This window comes from Neobacillus piezotolerans (assembly GCF_003362805.1).
Classification (GTDB): Bacteria; Bacillota; Bacilli; order Bacillales; family Cytobacillaceae; genus Bacillus_D; species Bacillus_D piezotolerans.
Genome location: NZ_QNQT01000007.1, coordinates 74,130 through 93,377 on the forward strand (window position 1 = coordinate 74,130; position 19,248 = coordinate 93,377).

The window sequence follows — 19,248 nt, forward strand, 5'->3', positions numbered from 1 at the left end:
GCAAGGAAGCTCCCCCTTCAGCCGCCAACTTATTTAAATTCGACCTTCATGAGCGATTCAGATCCTGTTGGGTGGGGCACATAGCCGGAAATTTCTTTAACCGCAGCGGAAAGCGGCCTTGAGTGGACAAGCGGAACCCATGGGGCCTCTTCGTGGAGAAGAACCTGGGCCTGCTTGTAAAGCTCTGCCCTCTTTTCCACATCTGTTTCGGATTGGGCCTGGATTAAAATATCATGAAGCTCGTCATTCGCAAAACGGGAATAGTTGCTACCTCCGATGCTATCCTTATCCAGGAGAGTGTACAGGAAGTTGTCGGCATCGCCGTTATCGCCTGTCCAACCTAGCATGAATGCATCAAATTCGCCTTTTTTCGCTTTATCGAGGTACGTTGGCCAGTCAACAGACTTGATTTCGGCCTCGACGCCGATTTTACTGAAGCTATCCTGGATGATTTCGGCTACCTTTTGCCCTTCAGGCATATAAAGGCGCGCTACAGGCATAGCCCAGAGTTCCATTTTGAAGCCTTTTTCGTAACCTGCTTCCTTCAGCAGTTCTTTTGCTTTATCCAAATCGTATGGATATGCTTCAATTTCTTCGTTGTATCCTTTAATGGATGGAGGCATCGGGTTGACAGCCGGCTCAGCCATGCCTGCATAGAACGCCTGGATGATCGACTCCTTGTCAATCGCATGGTTCAATGCCTGGCGGACAAGCTTGTTGTCAAACGGCTTCCTTGTCGTAGTGAAACCAAGATAACCGACGTTCATGGATGGGCGCTCGATCAGCTGAAGTTTGTCATTGCCTTCAACCTGGGCTACTTCCGAATAGTTCAGGCCATCCATCATATCGATTTCCCCATTGGCCAGAGCATTTAGGCGTGCAGTATTTTCAGGTATAACGCGGAAAATGACTTTGTTCAATTTCGGGAAGCCTTTTCTCCAGTAGTTCTCATTCTTTTCAAGAGTGATTGTGTCATTTTCTTTCCATTCGACAAATTTAAACGCTCCTGTCCCTACAGGGTTTTTCCGGTAGTCATCACCGTACTTTTCAAGGGCGGCGGGACTTGCAATTCCGAAACATGACATTGCAAGGTTTACTAGGAAGGTTGCCTGCGGCCGTTTAAGGATGAACTGGATGGTATGCTCATCCACAACCTTAATTTCCTGGATAACATGGCCTTCGTCTCCTTTATAGCCGCCGAACATCGTATAGTAAGGGAATTGATCCTCATTTCCGCCAGCCCAGCGTTCAAAATTGTATTTGACCGCTTCGGCGTTGAAATCTGTGCCATCATGGAATTTAACTCCCTTTTGCAATTTGAACGTGTAAGTGAGGGAGTCATCAGATATTTCCCAGTTCTCAGCCAGTCCTGGCTGGGTGGATGTATCGCTGTCGCCGAAACTTACCAGGGTGTCATAAATATTTTCCGTTACTTTGAAGGTTTCGCCTTCCGTCGTTGTGATTGGGTCAAGCGTTACCGAGTCACCGCCGCGCGCATAAACGAGCGTATCCTGTTTCGGCGTTGCATCGCCCGAGGATTGTTCCTTTCCACTTGAGGATTTCTTTGTGCCTCCCCCGCTGTTGCAGCCCGCAAGCAGCAAACCAACCGCCAGAAGTGCAATCATGAGCACCTTAAATTTTTTGTTCATAGCTTTTTTTACCCCCGTTTTCTAATTTGGTATTTATCACTCCCGCGGCATTCCCCTCGCTATAAAGGTGGCATGCAACGTAATGACCATCATTCGCAATCCCTTCCGGACGGACTGTTGTGCAAATTTCCATACAGACGGAACATCTTGTATGGAAGGCGCAGCCGGACGGCGGATTGGCGGGGCTTGGCAGCTCCCCTTCAATCAGGATGGTTTCTTTCTTCAAATCCGGGTCTGGAACCGGTACAGCGGACAATAGCGCCTTAGTATAAGGATGCTTAGGGTTTTCATACAACTCCTCGCTCCCGGCCAATTCAATAAGCCGGCCAAGGTACATAACCCCAACCCTGTCGCTAATATGCCGGACAACTCCCAGGTCATGTGCGATAAATATATATGTAAGGCCGAATTCCTTTTGGATATCTTTCATTAAATTCAATACTTGCGCCTGGATTGAAACATCCAATGCGGAAACGGGCTCATCGGCAATGATGAGTTTTGGTTTTGTCATAAGGGCCTTGGCAATTCCAATCCGCTGCCTTTGTCCGCCGCTGAACTGGTGGGGATACCGCCTTGCATGGAAACTGCTCAGCCCGACTACTTCGAGCATTTCCTTCACCAATTTTCTCCGGTCATCCTTCGATCCTATTCCATGGACAATTAAAGGCTCTTCCAAAATTTCTTCAACTGAATGGCGTGGATTTAAGGATGCGTAAGGATCCTGAAACACCATCTGAATGTCCCGCCGAACCTTTCTTAATTCCGTTGGCGACATTCTCGTAATCTCTTTATCTTCAAAGAGAATTGAACCGTCGCTCGCTTCTATCAATCTCATGAGCAGGCGGCCTGTCGTTGATTTTCCGCAGCCGCTCTCCCCGACAATGCCGAGTGTCTCACCCTTCCTTACATAAAATGAAACATCGTCGACCGCTTTGACCTCCCCGACCTTCCTGCCGAACAAGCCTCCGGTTATTGGAAAATATTTTTTGAGTCCGTTAACTTCAAGAAGTAACTCTTGCATTTTCCCCGCTCCTCTCGCTCGTTTCATATAAAAAGCAGCGGACTTCATGCCCTGTCTGTCCCATTTTATATAATGCCGGCGTCTCTTCCATGCACCTGCCAAAAACCTCCGCGCACCGGGGGGCGAATCTGCAAACATTCGTAATCGTCCCCGGCCTGGGCACGTTCCCGGGAATGCTGTACAGGCGGTCCTTTTTTTCCCGCAAGTCCGGAACCGACTTCAGGAGTCCCCTTGTGTAGGGATGTTTCGGGTTTTTAAGTATCGTCCTTACATCGCCTTCTTCCACAATCTGTCCCGCGTACATGACAATAACCCGCTCGCAAATTTCCGCGACGACGCCGAGGTCGTGGGTAATTAGGATTACGGTCGTATCCGTTTTTTCATTTAAATCCTTCATCAAGGCGAGAATCTGGGCCTGGATCGTTACATCCAGCGCGGTGGTTGGTTCATCTGCTATTAAAACCTTCGGGTTGCAGGCCATCGCCATCGCGATCATGACACGCTGGCGCATACCGCCCGAAAGCTGGTGGGGGTAATCCCTTAGAATGCCTTCCGCCCTTGGGATTCCTACAAGCTGCAGCAATTGGATGCACCGGACTTTTGCTTCCGCCTTGGAGAGGCTCGTATGGAGGCGGATTGCTTCGGCCAGCTGGTTTCCGATTGTGAATAAGGGGTTTAATGAGGTCATTGGTTCCTGAAAAATCATTGAGATTTGATTGCCGCGGATTTTCCTCCACTCTTTCTCGTGGAGGCCGGCAAGGTCCCGTCCTTCAAATAGAATCTCCCCGTGTTCGATTTTTCCTGGCGGGGAAGGAATTAAGCCCATTGTTGCAAGGGAAGTCACACTCTTGCCGCTCCCCGATTCGCCGACGATTCCGAGGATTTCTCCCTTTTTCACTTCAAAGCTGATGCCGTCAACGGCAGGAATCAGCTTTTTACCGGTTTGGAAGGATACTTTTAAATCCTTTACTTTTAAAATTGCTTCTTTCTCCATTTTGCCGACCCCGCTTCAACCTAAGTTATTAATAGAATATTGTAATTATACTAAATTTATAAACTATTATGACATTTAGATTGTCTTATGTGTGTCTAAATTTGTCAAACATATTAAATTTTTCCCAACCTACGCTAAGATATAATAATATTATGGAACATGGTCCATCCCTGGAAAGCCAGTAAGGACATGATTACGAAGTTGGAAGTAACAGGAGGGAAACTATGGGGGAAAAATTATGGCACTATCCGGGGAATAAAAAAGGCAGGTGGGCGACCCTTCTCATCTGGATTGCGCTTCTGGCAATCCTGAATTTTGCTTTCCCGCAGGCAAACTCGCAAAAAACGGAGACAGCCGGCGATCTCGGGAAGGATGCCCCATCCCAGATGGCAAAGGCGATCGCGGATTCGGAATTTCCCGCTGACAAAGGAATTCCGGCATTGCTTGCATGGCACCGGGCCAGCGGATTGGAAAACAAGGATTTGGAAGCTATCCAGTCAGTGGTCAAAAAGCTTAGCGACCAGCCCGCAAGCAGTCAGGAAAGCATTCCCCCATTCCATCAGATGCCGCCTGAAGCCTTAAGGGGAATGGTTTCAAAAGATGGGACAACCCTCATCATCCCTGTTTCCTTTCAGGAAAATACAGGGCCGGAAGAACTTGAAAAAGGGATTGTGGATATTGAAAGGGCGATTAAAGGCACGTTTGGGGTAAATCCTCTTGAGGTTAAGTCTGGAACAAAAGATAAACTTCTTGCCAGAATAACTGGGCCAGCCGGTATTTCCCTGGATGCGAATAAACTTTTCGGCCAAGGCGACCTGAAATTGTTGTTTGGCACTGTTGCCATTGTTCTTATTCTCTTGCTTGTTATTTACAGGTCTCCTATCCTTGCGCTTGTCCCTCTCGTTGGGGTAGGCATTGCTTACGGGATCATCAGCCCGCTTCTTGGCTGGATTGGGGAGAATGGATGGGCGGAATTTGACAGCCAGGGCCTGTCAATCATGACGGTCTTGCTTTTCGGTGCGGGGACAGATTATTGTTTGTTCCTCATTTCAAGCTATCGAAGCCATCTAGAAAAGGAAGAAGATAAATTTGTTGCCATGCGGCTCGCAATAAGCAGTTCGTCAGGAGCAATCGCGATGAGCGGGCTGACAGTAGTCTTTTCATTATTAGCATTGCTGCTTGCGAAATACGGTTCGATCCATCGATTCGCCGTTCCATTCAGTTTGTCGATCCTGATTATGATGGCGGCGAGCCTGACACTAGTTCCGGCTATCCTTAGCATTCTCGGCCGTGGTTCGTTTTATCCTTTTATTCCAAGGACTCCGGAGATGAAGAAGCAGCGCGCTGAGAAAAAAGGGAAAACCTATTCCCCTCCACATAGGAAAGAAGGCCTCGGGCTTAAAATCGGCGGGATGATTGGGAAAAAGCCTTGGCAGGTTGCATTGGCTACCACATTAATCCTTGGGGTAATGGCGTTTTTTTCTACGAGAATAGAGTATACGTATGATACGCTTTCATCCTTCCCGAAAGATATGCCGTCCCGAGAAGGCTTTACACTGATTGCGGATCATTTCAGCCCGGGCGATCTTGCCCCGGTTCATGTAATTGCGGATACGGGTGGGAAAAACACCGATATCAAGGATGTGCTTGAAAGCCAGCCGTATGTTGCAAGTGTTTCGGGCCCTGAGCAGGGTAAAAATGATCCCGCCATAGAACTATACGAAGTGAAACTCGCCAAAAATCCTTATTCAAATGAAGCAATGGGGCATATTTCCGACATTCGGGTGAAAACAGCTAAGGTTTTGGAGGAAGCGGGGATTGAAGATTCTGCCGGAAAAGTCTGGATTGGCGGCCTGACTGCCGAACAGGAAGACACAAGGGCCATTACTGTAAAGGACAGCAATGTGATCATTCCCGTCATTCTAGCCATGATTGCTGTCCTGCTGCTTGGTTATTTACGTTCCATAACAGCCACCGCTTATTTGATTGGCACGGTGGTCCTTTCCTACTTTAGCGCACTTGGGCTTGGCTGGATCGTCCTCCATTACGGCTTTGGGGTCGAGGCAATCCAAGGATTCATTCCGCTATATGCATTTGTGTTCATCGTCGCTCTTGGTGAGGACTACAATATCTTTATGGTTTCAGGAATTTGGCGAAAAAGCAGGCAAATGCCGTTATGGAGGGCCGTAAAAGAAGGCGTGGCGGAATCTGGTGCGGTCATTACATCTGCCGGGCTGATCCTTGCAGGCACCTTCATGGTCCTGACCACTTTGCCTATCCAGATTCTTGTCCACTTCGGGACGATTACAGCGATCGGCATCCTGCTCGATACGTTCATTGTCAGGCCATTCCTCGTTCCTGCCATTACGGTGATAATAGGAAAATGGGCGTTCTGGCCTTCGAAAAGAAATATGGAAGCAGCTGTTGAACATAGAGAAAGACAGGCGAATTAATCGGAATTTCAGAAAAGGACAAAGCTCGTTATAATAGGAGTAAACTGGTCTCCCCTTCTTAGGGAGGCCTGTTTAATTTTCCCAAAGCGCTGAAGCGAATAGGTAAAACCCCAATCACACAAACTAATTTCCGAACAACAATAAAAGGAGTGAGTTTTGTGAAAAGGAGTTCCAAAGTATTGCTTTCAGCTTTATTGCTTCTCGGAATGGCTGGCTGCGGCGCTGACAATAACGATAACGGAAGAAACAGAGTCCAGTCAAACAGGGCCAGAATCAACACTGTTGACGACAACCAACAGCTTCGGGTATCCGATCGGGCAGCACGGGCTGTTGAACGGTTGAAAGAGGTTGACAGAGCCCATGTCATCATTTCCAACAACAATGCCTATGTCGCAGTACGGACGAATGACAATAATGGACGGAATGGCGCTGGAATGTTCAACAATGGGAATCGAAATGACGGCAACGATATGCTTGATAACGGCCTGATTAATCAGCATGGCAATGACGGATTCATCAATGGCAAAGGCGATGCAGGAAACAAAAACCGCAACGGCAATGCAGGCACTTTCGGAAATAGAAATGATGGCAAGGCATACGGGAATGGTGAAACAGTTGGATACGGAGCCGGGGACGGAATGGCGGGAGGATTTGGCAATAACAACGGCAACCACCTAACCAACAATAACAACGGCACGATTACGGGCTATGGGAACGACAATAACAGAGATGTCATCAGTGATCCAAACTATACAGGAGTCGATACCAAGTTCGAACAAAAAATAGCGGACCAGGTCCGGAAGGCTGACAAGGACATTCATAGGGTCTATATTTCCTTCAACCCTGATTTTTATGACACCATGACCGGCTATGCCAATGATATAAATGATGGAAGGAACCGCGGGGGCCTGTTTAACGACTTTACAGGGACAATGCGCGGAATTTTTGGAAGGTAAAATACGGCGGGCGGCATGATAGGTGCCGCCCTGTTTTTATTTTGCAAAGGAACATTCTTTAAGTACGTTTTTTTGCCAAAATCACAATTGTGCTGATAATGCAGAAAGTTCCGAGCCATTCTTCGAGTCCAAACGAGACGTTTAGCCATAACACGGATACAAATGCGGCGGAAAGAGGCTCCACTGAAGCGAGCAGGCTTGTTTCGGAAGCGCTTATGTATTTCAGGCTTTCAAGATAACAATAAAAGGCAATCAACGTGCCAAAAATGACGACAAACAGTACGGCAAGCATGGATTGGAACGATACGGTTCCTTCAAAAATCCATGGCGGGTTAATGAAACTAAAACATAGTCCGCCTGTGGCCATCCCCCAGCCTGTAACGGTGACGGCACCCCACTTTTCAAGGAGTTTCCTTGGCTGAAGGGTATAGAATGCAAGCGCGGCCGCGGATGCGATCCCCCAAAAGACAGCCAGGCCGGATATCGACAAGGTGCCGATATTGCCTTTTGTCACAAGGAGAAGCGTTCCCGCGAGCGCGAGTATAACCGCTGAAATCTCCCACCTGTTAGGGAGTTTTCTTTCCGTAATCGCCAAATACGCGGCAATCATGGTTGGCGCAAGATATTGCAGGACAGTCGCCGCTGCAGCGTTTGAATGGTCAATTGCCGCGAAGTATGTATACTGTACCGCGAGCATTCCCAGGATGCTGAAGACTAGGAGAGAGACGGCATCGCGGACGCTTTTCCAAATTCTAAATATTTTTGCTGGATCCTTCGCGCCGCCTATGGCCAGCAATATCGAACCGGCAAGAAGGAGCCGGATATCGACAAGCCAGGCCGGACTGAAGCCCTGCCTTTGAAACAAATATTGGGCAACAGTTCCCGATATTCCCCATAACGTTGCCCCGATAAGCACCAGGGCAATTCCTTTCGCCCGGACATGCTGCAAAGCCAGCTGTTCCGCTTTCACCCGTTGCTTCCCCCTTCAACCCCTAATATAGCTTCATGTTCGCCCAACTATAACGAATTTTCAAGGGGTTTCTTTTATTAAAGTTCAATGGTCATAAGAGGGGGCAAGCAGTTTTTTTTAGTGACCGAAGGAACCGCCGGCGACTGGGGTTCGGTCACTAAATCTTCTTTTAGCGCCTGAAGGACTTGACTCGGCTCATTCCTGTTCGGTTACCTTTCAGCTGAATAAATCCTCCAGGCACGTTTCCACCAACATCCATTTATCGGAAGGAACCAACGGAAAACAACTTACTTTTTCATTCCCGTGAAAATTTGAATCGCATCTCGAAGGAATTCCGCTGTCCCGGGATGGCCTTTGTCATAATACTCCCGGAACCGTTCATCATCGACATACATTTGGGCAAGGCCCGCGTGTGCTTCGGGACTGTAGCTTCCCCAGTAATGCATCAGCCATTTTTTATGGAGCCCGGCAGCTTTTTGCGCCAGCTCGCCCGCAGGATCTCCCGTTGCTTTGGCATTCGATAGGACATCCATTATCTCTTCGGCGAGCCTTTCCGCCTCGCGATGCTGTTCCTCTGTCATTCCCTTTACCTTTGCATACGATTGTTCAACCGCTTCTTCCCCATATTTTTCGCGAATTTCTGTTCCGTATTTTTGTTCATTCTCTTCAATCATTTTTTGTTTAAATCCTTCAAACTTTTCCTTGTCGCTCATTTTTGCACCTCCTTTTGCCGCTTCAATTGTTTTATCCACATTTGCCAGCAAGTGGTCGAGCCTGGACCTTCTTTCGAGGAGCTTTTCACGGTGGTCCGTGAGCGCGGCGATGCCATCAAAAGAAGGAGAATCGATTATTTCCTTTATGGCATCCAGGGGGACTTCCAGCTCCCGGTAAAACAGGATTTGCTGCAGTTTGTTCACCTCTGCCCCTCCATAAATCCGGTATCCTGATGAATTGGTCCGGGCCGGCTTCAAGATTCCAATTTCATCGTAGTACCTTAATGTCCTCGAACTGATTCCCGCCAGCCTTGCCAGCTTTTGAACCGTATATTCCAAATTGCCACCCCCTTGTTTTTACTGTACACCTTAACGTTGCGTAAAGGTCAACACCCTTATTCGAAAAAACACTCCCATTTTTGTTTTCCTAAAAGGTAAATAATAGTTGACAGAACTTTCACATATTATAAGATATGTTTAGAGGCACGAAATAAAATGGAGGGATGCTAAATGAATAAAACAATTGAAAAACGCCTTACCCGATCCGAGGTCCCGGAGGAATTAACCTGGGATTTATCCGCCCTTTTTTCAGGAATCGAAGCCTGGGAAGCTGAACTTGAAAGCGTAAGGGAAGACCTTAAAGCTTTTGGACAATTTAAAGGAAAGCTTGGCGACGGCGCATCTGTCCTTTTCGAATGCCTATCCGCGCAGGAACGCCTGGCCATGAAGCTAATTAAATTAATGACCTATGCAAGCCTGAACCAGTCGGCCGACGGTACTGATCCGGCCAACCAGGCAAATTCCTCTCGCGCGGCGCAGGTAAGAACCGAGGCGAATGCAGCGCTGTCATTTATCGATTCCGAAATCCTTTCCCTCCCCGATGGTGCCATTGAAGCATACATAAATGAGGAGCCTGGCCTTGAAGCCTTCCGAAAAAACCTATTTGAACTTCTTGAAACAAAGAAGCACAGGCTTTCACCGGAAACGGAAGAAACGCTTGCCGCTCTGGGGGAGGTCCATTCAGCTCCTTATACAATTTATAACATGAGCAAGCTTGCCGATATGGAGTTCTCTCCTATCCAGGATAAGGACGGAAATGAATTGCCTGTGTCATTCGCCCTTTTCGAGAACCGCTATGAATTCTCCGCTGATACCGATGTCCGGAGGAAAGCATACGATTCTTTTGTAAAAACACTGAAGCAATACAAAAATACAATTGCCGGTACTTATGCCACCGAAGTAAAGAAACAGGTTACACTCGCGCGTCTCCGAAACTATGAATCTGTTACCCATATGCTCCTGGAGCCACAAAAAGTGACTACTGAAATGTACAACAACCAGCTTGACATCATTTTCAAAGAACTGGCGCCGCATATGCGCAGGTACGCGAAATTGAAAAAGGAAGTGCTTGGCCTGGACGAGCTGAGATTTTGCGATCTGAAGGCTCCTTTCGACCCGGCCTTCAATCCGGAAACGACCTACGAAGAAGCTAGCGAAATCATCATTGATTCCCTTAAGGTAATGGGTCCTGAATACAGCGAAATTATTAAGCGCGGATTTGAAGAAAGATGGGTTGACCTTGCCGACAACGTCGGCAAGTCGACGGGAGCGTTCTGCTCGAGCCCGTACGGAGCCCATCCATACATTCTTATTACATGGCAGAACAATATGCGCGGCGCGTTCACGCTCGCCCATGAATTCGGCCACGCGGGCCATTTCTACCTTGCGAACAAAGAGCAGCGCATCATGAATACCCGTCCATCGATGTATTTTGTCGAAGCTCCATCCACGATGAACGAGATGCTGCTTGCCCAGCACCTAATGGACAAAACCGAGGATACACGGATGCGCCGCTGGGTCATCCTGCAATTGTTGGGAACGTACTACCATAACTTCGTAACGCATCTGCTTGAAGGCGAATTCCAGCGCCGCGTGTATGCGTTCGCCGAAAAAGGCGGAGCATTGACCGCGAAAAAGCTGACCGAAATCAAGGGAGATGTCCTCTCTGAATTCTGGGGAGACAGCGTCGTCCTGGATGAAGGCGCAAGCCTGACATGGATGCGCCAGCCGCATTACTATATGGGTCTTTACCCTTATACGTATTCGGCCGGACTTACCGCTTCAACCGCAGTCGCCAAGCTAATCAAAGAGGAAGGGCAGCCTGCGGTCGACCGTTGGCTCGAAGTCCTCAGGGCGGGCGGCACAATGAAGCCGCTTGAATTGATGAAGCACGCGGGCGTCGACATGTCCACTCCTCAGCCAATTAAGGATGCTGTCGCTTATGTCGGCTCGCTTATCGATGAACTTGAAAAGTCCTACGACTCTGCCGGAAGACTTTAATGCACAAGAAGGCGCATGGGAATATTGACCCATGCGCCTTTTTTATATATTCAAAGGCATTCCAATTCAATGCAGACTGTCGTGCCAATCCCCGCCTGGCTGTCAATTTTCATTTCCCCGCCATGTTCCTGAAGGATTTTATTGCTTACGGTTAGGCCAAGCCCTATTCCCTTGTCCTTTGTCGTATAAAAAGGCGTGCCAAGATACCCGATGATTTCAGGATCTATCCCAATCCCTTCATCCATGAACAGGAGGAGCACCCGGTTGCTTTTTATTTTTTCAACCTTAATGTAGACATTTCCGCCATCCTGCATCGCTTCAATGGCATTTTTAAGGAAATTTACAAATACTTGTTTCAGCTGGTTGGGGCTGCACATCAACTCAATGTTTTCAGCCGGGTAATTCGTTTTGATTTGGACATTGTGGAGCAAAGCCTGGGGCTGGAGGATGTTAATCGTACTCTCAATAATCGAATACAGTTGCGCCCTTTTAAACTCGATTGCCTGGGGCTTCGCCAATGACATGAACTCATTCACGATGATATCGATTCGTTCAAGTTCATTTTGGATGATGTCCAAATATTGATCCTGTTTTTCCAGAGAAGTTCCTCCATGGAGGAGTTTCGTAAAGCCCTTCAGCGAGGTAAGCGGGTTCCTGATTTCATGGGCAACCCCCGCTGCAAGCTGGCCGATGATGGAAAGCCGGTCAAGATTCCTTAGAGCGGCTTCATTCCGCACGCGGTCTGTTATATTCCTGGCAACCGCGAGAAACGAATCAATTTCACCATTGTCATTCTGAATCGGCGAAATATTGTATTCGAGATAGATGGTGTCGCCCAGGACCGTCCGCATTTCTTTTTCAAAGAAGATTGGCTCTCCAGTCCTTTCATATGACTGGAGCAACGTTTTAAAAGAATCAGCCTCTTCTTCTGAAATAAAATCATAAAGGCTTCTCCCAACTATTTGTTCCGGCGTCATTCCAAACCACTTTTCATGTGAACTGGAAGCAAATAGAAATGTCTTATTGCGGGTATTTGTAAAAATGCTGATCAAGTCGGTCGTATTTTCGGTGATAAGCCTATACAGCTCCCGGCTTTTTTTCAGTTCCCTCTCAAGAGTTTTGGATTCAGTAATGTCACGGAAAATTCCGATTAAACCCGCCACATCTCCGTTGGTATCTTTAAAAGGGGAAAAAGAGGCCGCAATATCGAGAATATCCCCGTTTTTATGGTACCCTTGCGTTTTCAGATTAGTGAATGTCCTGCCAAGCTTAACTTGCTCGAGGATTTCGCTGTCTCTTTCCGGAAAGGCGAATTCATCAAGCCTTCTTCCAAACAATTCATGTTCCTCATAACCGAAAATGACCGTGTACATTGGATTTACGCGAATAAAGCGGTTGTCCATGTCCAAAACTACAAAGCCATCCGGCGTACAGTTAATAAACAGGTCGGACAATTTATCGGTATCGATATTCACGGAACCGTTTTCATTGCCGAAAAAAGGGGAGCTTTGGGAGATGGTTCGTGCCTCCTTTTTCTAAACGCGGGATTGGCATATATGTACTGAATAGCTGCATTCCTGGCTCTTGCGGCTGCTTTTCCAGAAATAATTAGCAATTCGCTTAAATCACTTCCATTTTACTTAATTTCAAGCCACCTTGTCGATAAAAGATTTGAAAATAAAAAAATGCCAAAAAAGCATTTTCACGCTTCTTTGGCATCTTGCCCCTGCTAGTTTAATTGTATCCTTTTATTCAATTTAATATGGCCGATTGACTGTTAGCACAAAGGGAATATTCGCCCCTGTGTACAGTCCGGCATAAACGTATTTTGTCCCTCCGGGCACAACTCCCGTTTCATTGGCCCCAGAGCTTGCAGCAGATCCAATTTGCACAAAATTTTTGTTGTAAAAATAAACATCGAAATCGTAAGTGGACGGGTCTCCCTGCCCTTCCAGTGTAAACGTATGGATACCATCGCCATAGCCATCCGGCAATGTGATGACATACCCATCCACACCCTGGGTTGACGGCTCCGGATTTTGGGTCGTAATAAATTCATTTTCGGTTACCGCAAGAGATATTGGGAGATCCGCCAGGCTTCCAATTCCTGTTCCCGGGTTACCGGCCATGACTGTCCCTTCGGCAACAAATGGCTCTTCCGGTTCAAGTGTGACAGGTTCTATTTTTGTCCTGCCAGGACCGAAAACTTGAAGTTCGGCTATCTGGACAAATTTAGCGGTATCATCCTGCGCCGATTTGGCAATCAGCTTAACAAACTTCGCTTCGGCTGATGACTTGAGATCCATTCCCTTATAATGGAGGTCTCCTGCCGATGGCCTTGGTTTCCTCGTTATAATTTGGTCTTCAAGCACCTTAGTCCAGGTCTGGCCATCAAGTGAAGTATGAATTTCAAAGTCTTTTAAAGTTGAAAAACGACCCAGTGCGATATCCTTGAACGCACTTACTTCTATATGGGATATCTTTACTGGCTTATCGCCGGCGAGGTCGACAACCAATGCCGCGCCCGTAAACCCTGTTTCTTTCGTTTCAGAGGCAAAGACCGTCCCTTCCGTGTCATCGATCGCATTCTTTGCCGGATGGCTTTCCGATTCACTTGAGGCAACGATTTTCCCGCCATTGAATGACGAGGCCACATTCGGTTCCAAATTAAATCGAAGGGTGCTGTTCTTGCCAGCCGTTATCGATATGTTTTTTATCGTTCTCGCTCCAAAGCCCTTTGCCTGGATTGTAACATCATAGGTTCCTGCCACCATTGGCAGCGCAAACTGGCCTTTTCCGCTGGTCGTTGCCGCCGCGCTCGTCCTAGCTTCAAATTGGCCGATAATAATCCGCGCATTCTCAATCGGTTTCCCGGTCGCCCCATTGACAACCGCTCCCGCAAGAAGGCCATTCCTTACTTGGGCAGGGTGATCAAAACCTGGAACGGGATCAGTGTCGTCACCTCCATTTGAAAACGCGCTGACGCCCAGCCCCCGCTTTGCAAAAGCTCCCCATAGAATGTCGGTGTGCATCCCGCCATACCGTTCAAAGTCCGCTGAAATTATTGCAGTTCTCATGTCAACCATGGACGGGTCTGGAGCTGAAATCGGCATCGCGTCGATAACAAGCTGTTCAGCCACTTGTTCGCCTTTTTCTTTTCCAAGCGATTTTATCAAACTATCCCGGACACTCCAAAGAATACCCGCCCAGATTTCCCCGTCCGCATGAACTTCCGGACCGGTAACATCAAATCCAATGTCTCCGTAATTCAATGGGTTGTCATCAAGGGCCCAGCCGCGTATTCCTCGTTCCGTGTTCCCTGTCACATACGTACCAACGACAGGTTTATCCTGGAGTCCTTTCTTTGCGAGATAATGCATCCCGAACCAGTCTCCCCATGCTTCTCCCATTGAGCCTGCCTGGTGGCTGTTCAATGATTCACCGCCCGCAACCATCCTGTTTGAAAGTGCATGGCTGTACTCGTGATAGATAATTCCCGCATCATAATCGCCATCGGCATAATTCCCGTGGAACGATCCTTTGATCGGTTCCCAAAGGAACATTCCGCTCCAGGCTGGCAGGCCATCCGGCAGTGTCAGCATATAGGCATTGTCGCGGCCTGTATACGTTGGCTCGCCTCCCGACAAAGCACCCGCCTGCACTAAACCAAGGATGGCATCCCCTTCAGCGCCTCCTTTTCCAAAATTCGCTGTTTGAAGGTTTCCGGCAGCCTCATTCCATCCCAGATTATAAAAATAGTCGTGAAACAAGTTATGATGGTAAAAAAGGCTGGTCGCCGCGCTATTTACATCCTGGGCATATGATGGGGGAATGGTCTGTCCATTTGTTTTTTGCCAGGCGTTCGCAAAATAGTAATTGAATTGTCCAAGCGGGCTTACAGGCCGGACAATTTGGTCGGCGGGAGCTAGGAAATTGCTCCAGTTCGCGTAGGTGTTGGCGTTGTTTCCGATTGTCGTCATCCCGGCATCATTTGCTGGAAGGAACCATCCCAACGGCGAGGCTTTAGGGTCGCCTTTAAATGATTTTGAGACTTGCGCTCCGCCCTTCGGCGCACCTGGATAATTTTCAAATACTGCACCTGAAGGGTCAAGATGCTGGACAAGGGAACGCTGGAAAAGCTTTTCCCCGGTTTTTCCGTCAATAATGACTTCATACGCCTTGTCGAGTTTTTCCACAAAAAGAACCCGGAATGCAGGCCGCACCTCATCACCTTTAATAAATACCGCTTTTTTAGCTCTTTGGACAGTCGGCAGGGCATTTCCGGCATCAAACACATCCCATCCATTTTCCTGCGCAAGTGGTTTAAACGACACCTGTAGCGAAGGAATGGACAAAGCAGCAACCTTTTTTATGGCGTCCAGGGAGGATAGGGTGAAATCGACTGCCTGATTTTTGGCGCGGGACGCGTTAGAGGAGACGGATAATATTTTACCGTCCTTGTTTACCGCGACAATGATCCTTCCACCAAAGACTGATTCAAGACCCCCAAACGTCTGTTGGAATGTTACAGGCTGAAGATTTGTCCCTGGCATCTTATAATTCCGTACAACCGCCAGTGAATCAATTTCCGTCTCTGTTAAGCCAAAAAGCGCGCTGTTTTGCTTGAGCCAACCGCGGGCAATCGTTTCTGCGCTGCCGCTAGCCGGTGCGGAAAGATACCCCTTTTCCTTTGAAATGCTGGATGGAGTGCCAAACCGTACATTCCATTGGATTTTTATCCCCGCCCCTGCCATTGTAATCAATTCGTCCGCAGCCCTTAGCTGAGTTTCTGTGGGCAGAAGCTTATTCAATACATTCCTTGAGTCATAAAGCTGTTCCAACGTATTTCCGCCAATCAAACTTGCCTCTTCGACCGGTCCGGCCACCTTCCCGGCAATTGTCCCAAGCGGCGCCATTAGCGACCCCATGAGAACCGCGGTTCCCAAAACGGATAACCATTTCCCCTTCACGGTTGGTTCCTCCTCAAAAAGTATTGTTGAAACATTGCCAAGGGCTTTGCTTCTACTTAATTTATACGGAGGCAGCAACCATTTTTATAGGGTTTTTTCACAGAATACATATTAAGGTGTAGAAAGTTTACCAAAAAGGATTATCCAATACTCCATAAGTAGTAGGCATCTATTTGCCAAACAGTTTTCCGTAAAAATCCGTATCAAGCATCTTCGCGGAATAATGGAACTTTGCTTGGACCATGGACGAAACGGCTTGTATATACTTTTTATCTACAGCCGATCCGTCAGCTGGAGAAAACTCTCCAGTGACGGAGTTATACCTTCCCTTGTCCGTAATGAAACTCTTATCTACAAACATGACCAATGGGTCAGAATCGGAAAAAATATCCCTGCCCATTAGGAGACGGGAGTCATACTCAAGCCCCAGCAGGTTTGATAAGGTAGGAATAATGTCAAGGCTGGAAGCAGGCACATCAATTTTTTCGGGCCTCATTCCTTTTGCATAAAGGATGAAGGGGCTTTTGTATAATTCAAACGTTTTTTCAACCTTGTGCCCGGCCAATTCATCAATGGTTTCGGCGTCAAGCCCATATGGATAGTGGTCTGCGCCAAGGGCAATCAGTGTACGGTCGGCCGCCCCATTCTCTTCAAGCCTTTCGAGCAGCTCTTCAAGTGCGCGGTCAAGTTCGATTTGTGTGGCAAGATAGGCCTTAGCCTGTGTGGATAGCTGAAGGCCCTCAACCAATTTCCTGTTTTTCCACGCAATATAATTGCCTGTGAAACTATATTGCATATGCCCGCTGACGGTCATGTAATAAGTATGGAACGGCTGATTTCCAATATAGTCGGGAACCGTTTTTTCAATCATTTCAAGGTCGGATTCCGGCCAGGTTTTCTTCACTTCGAGCCCCAAGCCAAGAGCTTTATATTCATATCCCATATTCGGATGGGATATATCCCTTCCGTAGTAGGTATATGTGTGATTATGATAGGCCCTTGTATCGTAGCCAAGTTTTTTCAGCTGGTTTCCCAGCACGAAAGGCAGATAGTTCCGGCCGGATTCCCTAAAACTCCAAACACCGCTCTTCGGAATTAGCCCTGTGCAGGCGACATACTCTCCATCGGATGTGCTTACTCCCCAAACCGGATTATAAAAGTTTGTGAAGTTATATCCCTCATGGACAAGTTTATACAATGTCGGGGTAATCTCCTTATTCACAGCGTAAGGCGAAAAACTTTCAGCGGTTATAAAGATTAGGTTGTAACCCTTGAATTTTCCGGTATACGGATTTTTACGTGTCGGTTCAATGCTGCTGAAATAGGAATACATATCCTTCAGGTCAAGGTTCTTCTCCTTGGCAGCTAGTTGCGTGAAATCGATATCCATTACATTGTAGCCCATTTCATCCTGTTCCCCTGACGAATTTTTCGGCGGAGGCCAGATTCCGGAACCTTCCGGCGGCTTTTTAACCGTCGCTGAAAGTTTCGGCTCCCATCCGAAAAGCTGCCTTTGCATATCAATCCTCATTGTTGTCAGCAAGCCGAGCCGTTCCACTGATAGGAGAGGCATACTGCTCCTGAAATAAAGGTCATAGGCTGAGTTTATTTCCTTGCCGCTCGCCATCAGGGTGCCAATCCCTGCCATTTGGGAGAATGCAAAGCAAGCAATCAGGGATATCCTATTCAACTTGTCCTGCTTTTGAAACGTAAAGAAACGACCTAAAGGCAGAAAAAGCAACGGAGGCGCCAGAAAAACAGCCAGCCAGAAGGCATTTTCCCTTGCCAGGTTTCCGATGTCCCTCCAGAACTCCGCAGCCTGCGCGCCGTTTCCTGCTGAATAGACCGTATAAAATGTTTTAAAAAACTTATAGTAAATAAATTGCGATTGGTACAAAAGGGAACAAAGGACGATCAAAAGAAAGGAAACAGAAAACCCCGCCTTCCCTCTAAAAAAGCCAATCATGAAAAAAAGGAAAACCGATATCCCAAGGATGAAAATGACCGAAAGCAGGTAATCCCGGAGCTGAATTTCCTGAAACAGCCCTTTTCTAAACGCAAATTCCATAAGCAGCAATGAAAAAAAGAAAAAAAGAAGAACGCCATCCTTCTTTGTAAACTCAGCCATACTCCCCACCCTTTACCTGTTATCCCCGTACAGGATTCCCCCCTGTTTTGTACGGGCTGATATAAAAGTATACTCAGGCACTCATGGTAAGATTACAGGCTGTTTTTAAATATTTAATTTCCCGATGGCGATCAATCCGGTCATAACGCTCATAAAGGAAACCATCATGTTTCTTTTCCGGTTAGATGGGGATAAGAAATAAGGTAGCAACTTAATAGAGGAGGGGCAGAAAATGGGATTATTGGATAACAAAGTGGCTTTTGTTACGGGGGCAAGTTCGGGCATAGGACGCGCCGCCGCAATCCGGCTTGCCGAAGAAGGGGTTAAAGTCGCCCTGGTTGACGTAAAAGCAGAAAACGGTGAAGAGGTTAAAGGCATTATCGAGGAAAAAGGCGGCAGCGCCATTACCCTTGAATGCGATGTTTCTAAGCCGGAAGATGTTGAAACTGCTTATAAAAATACACTGAAGGAATTTGGACGGCTCGATATTGTCTTTGCGAATGCGGGCATCAATGGGGTTATCGCCCCAATTGAAACACTCGCACCCGAGGATTGGGACGAAACTATTACAACGAATCTGAAAGGAACTTTCCTGACAGTCAAATATGCGATTCCGTATTTGAAGGAACAGGGCGGGAGCATCATCATCACCAGTTCCATTAATGGAAACCGGATTTATAAAAACTTTGGTTTTTCCGCCTACAGCACCTCAAAAATCGGCCAGGCCGGATTTGGGAGGATGGCAGCCCTTGAACTCGCCAAATACAAAATCCGCGTAAACACCATTTGCCCAGGGGCGATTGAAACGAATATCGATAAAAATACATTCCCAGCCGAAGAAGAACTGGAGGAAATTAAAATTCCGGTAGAATACCCTGAAGGAAGCCAGCCGCTCGAAAATGGACCCGGGAAACCGGAGCAGGTCGCCGATCTTGTTTACTTCCTTGCTTCCTCCCTATCAAGCCATATTACCGGTACGGAGATATACATTGACGGAGCGGAATCGCTCTTGTAGTGGACTTATGGAAAAAGGCAGGCTCTCTCCCGGCCTGCC

The 19,248-nt window shown here is 47.5% G+C and carries 12 protein-coding genes; 4 read left to right on the plus strand and 8 right to left on the minus strand.

Annotated elements, in window-relative coordinates; translation table 11 throughout:
• Positions 1-29 precede the first annotated feature (29 nt).
• From DRW41_RS15270 to DRW41_RS15280, 3 genes are read right to left on the minus strand one after another with little or no spacing between them, the layout of a single operon-like run.
• Positions 30-1,649 carry an ABC transporter substrate-binding protein gene (locus tag DRW41_RS15270; RefSeq protein WP_115452882.1) on the minus strand — a complete coding sequence of 540 codons (1,620 nt, stop codon included), beginning with the start codon at positions 1,647-1,649 and terminating at the stop codon, positions 30-32.
• Positions 1,633-2,670 (minus strand): ABC transporter ATP-binding protein, encoded by a 1,038-nt coding sequence (locus DRW41_RS15275; protein ID WP_115452883.1) that lies wholly within the window; start codon positions 2,668-2,670, stop codon positions 1,633-1,635. Before DRW41_RS15275 ends, DRW41_RS15270 begins: the two co-directional genes overlap by 17 nt.
• Positions 2,651-3,664 (minus strand): ABC transporter ATP-binding protein, encoded by a 1,014-nt coding sequence (locus tag DRW41_RS15280; protein WP_115452884.1) that lies wholly within the window; start codon positions 3,662-3,664, stop codon positions 2,651-2,653. Before DRW41_RS15280 ends, DRW41_RS15275 begins: the two co-directional genes overlap by 20 nt.
• 224 nt (positions 3,665-3,888) lie before the next feature.
• On the opposite strand from DRW41_RS15280, the gene DRW41_RS15285 reads away from it, so the two are divergent.
• Both DRW41_RS15285 and DRW41_RS15290 read left to right on the plus strand, forming a co-directional pair.
• Positions 3,889-6,117, plus strand: a complete 2,229-nt coding sequence (locus tag DRW41_RS15285) for an MMPL family transporter (RefSeq protein WP_115452885.1) — start codon at positions 3,889-3,891, stop codon at positions 6,115-6,117.
• 158 nt (positions 6,118-6,275) lie between these two features.
• Positions 6,276-7,073, plus strand: a complete 798-nt coding sequence (locus DRW41_RS15290; RefSeq protein ID WP_115452886.1) for a YhcN/YlaJ family sporulation lipoprotein — start codon at positions 6,276-6,278, stop codon at positions 7,071-7,073.
• A 58-nt stretch (positions 7,074-7,131) separates the two neighbouring features.
• On the opposite strand, the gene DRW41_RS15295 is transcribed toward DRW41_RS15290, so the two are convergent.
• Both DRW41_RS15295 and DRW41_RS15300 read right to left on the minus strand, forming a co-directional pair.
• The gene (locus tag DRW41_RS15295) at positions 7,132-8,043 is read right to left on the minus strand and encodes an EamA family transporter (protein WP_115452887.1); all 912 of its coding nucleotides are present in this window, start codon (positions 8,041-8,043) and stop codon (positions 7,132-7,134) included.
• A gap of 287 nt (positions 8,044-8,330) precedes the next feature.
• Entirely contained in the window at positions 8,331-9,095 is a 765-nt protein-coding gene (locus DRW41_RS15300; protein WP_115452888.1) for a MerR family transcriptional regulator, read from the minus strand.
• 171 nt (positions 9,096-9,266) lie between these two features.
• Here DRW41_RS15300 and pepF point away from each other — a divergent pair, with 171 nt between their 5' ends.
• Entirely contained in the window at positions 9,267-11,096 is a 1,830-nt protein-coding gene (gene pepF / locus DRW41_RS15305; protein ID WP_115452889.1) for an oligoendopeptidase F, read from the plus strand.
• Between the two features lie 50 nt (positions 11,097-11,146).
• Here pepF and DRW41_RS15310 read toward each other — a convergent pair whose 3' ends face one another.
• From DRW41_RS15310 to DRW41_RS15320, 3 genes are all read right to left on the minus strand, one after another.
• Complete coding sequence (locus DRW41_RS15310; protein WP_245959456.1) at positions 11,147-12,571, minus strand: PAS domain-containing sensor histidine kinase; 1,425 nt, start codon at positions 12,569-12,571, stop codon at positions 11,147-11,149.
• Positions 12,572-12,853: 282 nt separating this feature from the next.
• Positions 12,854-16,066, minus strand: a complete 3,213-nt coding sequence (locus DRW41_RS15315) for a M36 family metallopeptidase (protein ID WP_245959457.1) — start codon at positions 16,064-16,066, stop codon at positions 12,854-12,856.
• A 169-nt stretch (positions 16,067-16,235) separates the two neighbouring features.
• Entirely contained in the window at positions 16,236-18,194 is a 1,959-nt protein-coding gene (locus tag DRW41_RS15320) for an LTA synthase family protein (RefSeq protein ID WP_115452891.1), read from the minus strand.
• Between the two features lie 232 nt (positions 18,195-18,426).
• Between DRW41_RS15320 and DRW41_RS15325 the strand changes: the two genes are divergently transcribed.
• Positions 18,427-19,209: an SDR family oxidoreductase gene (locus DRW41_RS15325; protein ID WP_115452892.1), complete on the plus strand. Its 783-nt coding sequence runs from the start codon at positions 18,427-18,429 to the stop codon at positions 19,207-19,209.
• The last annotated feature ends 39 nt before the right edge of the window (positions 19,210-19,248 follow it).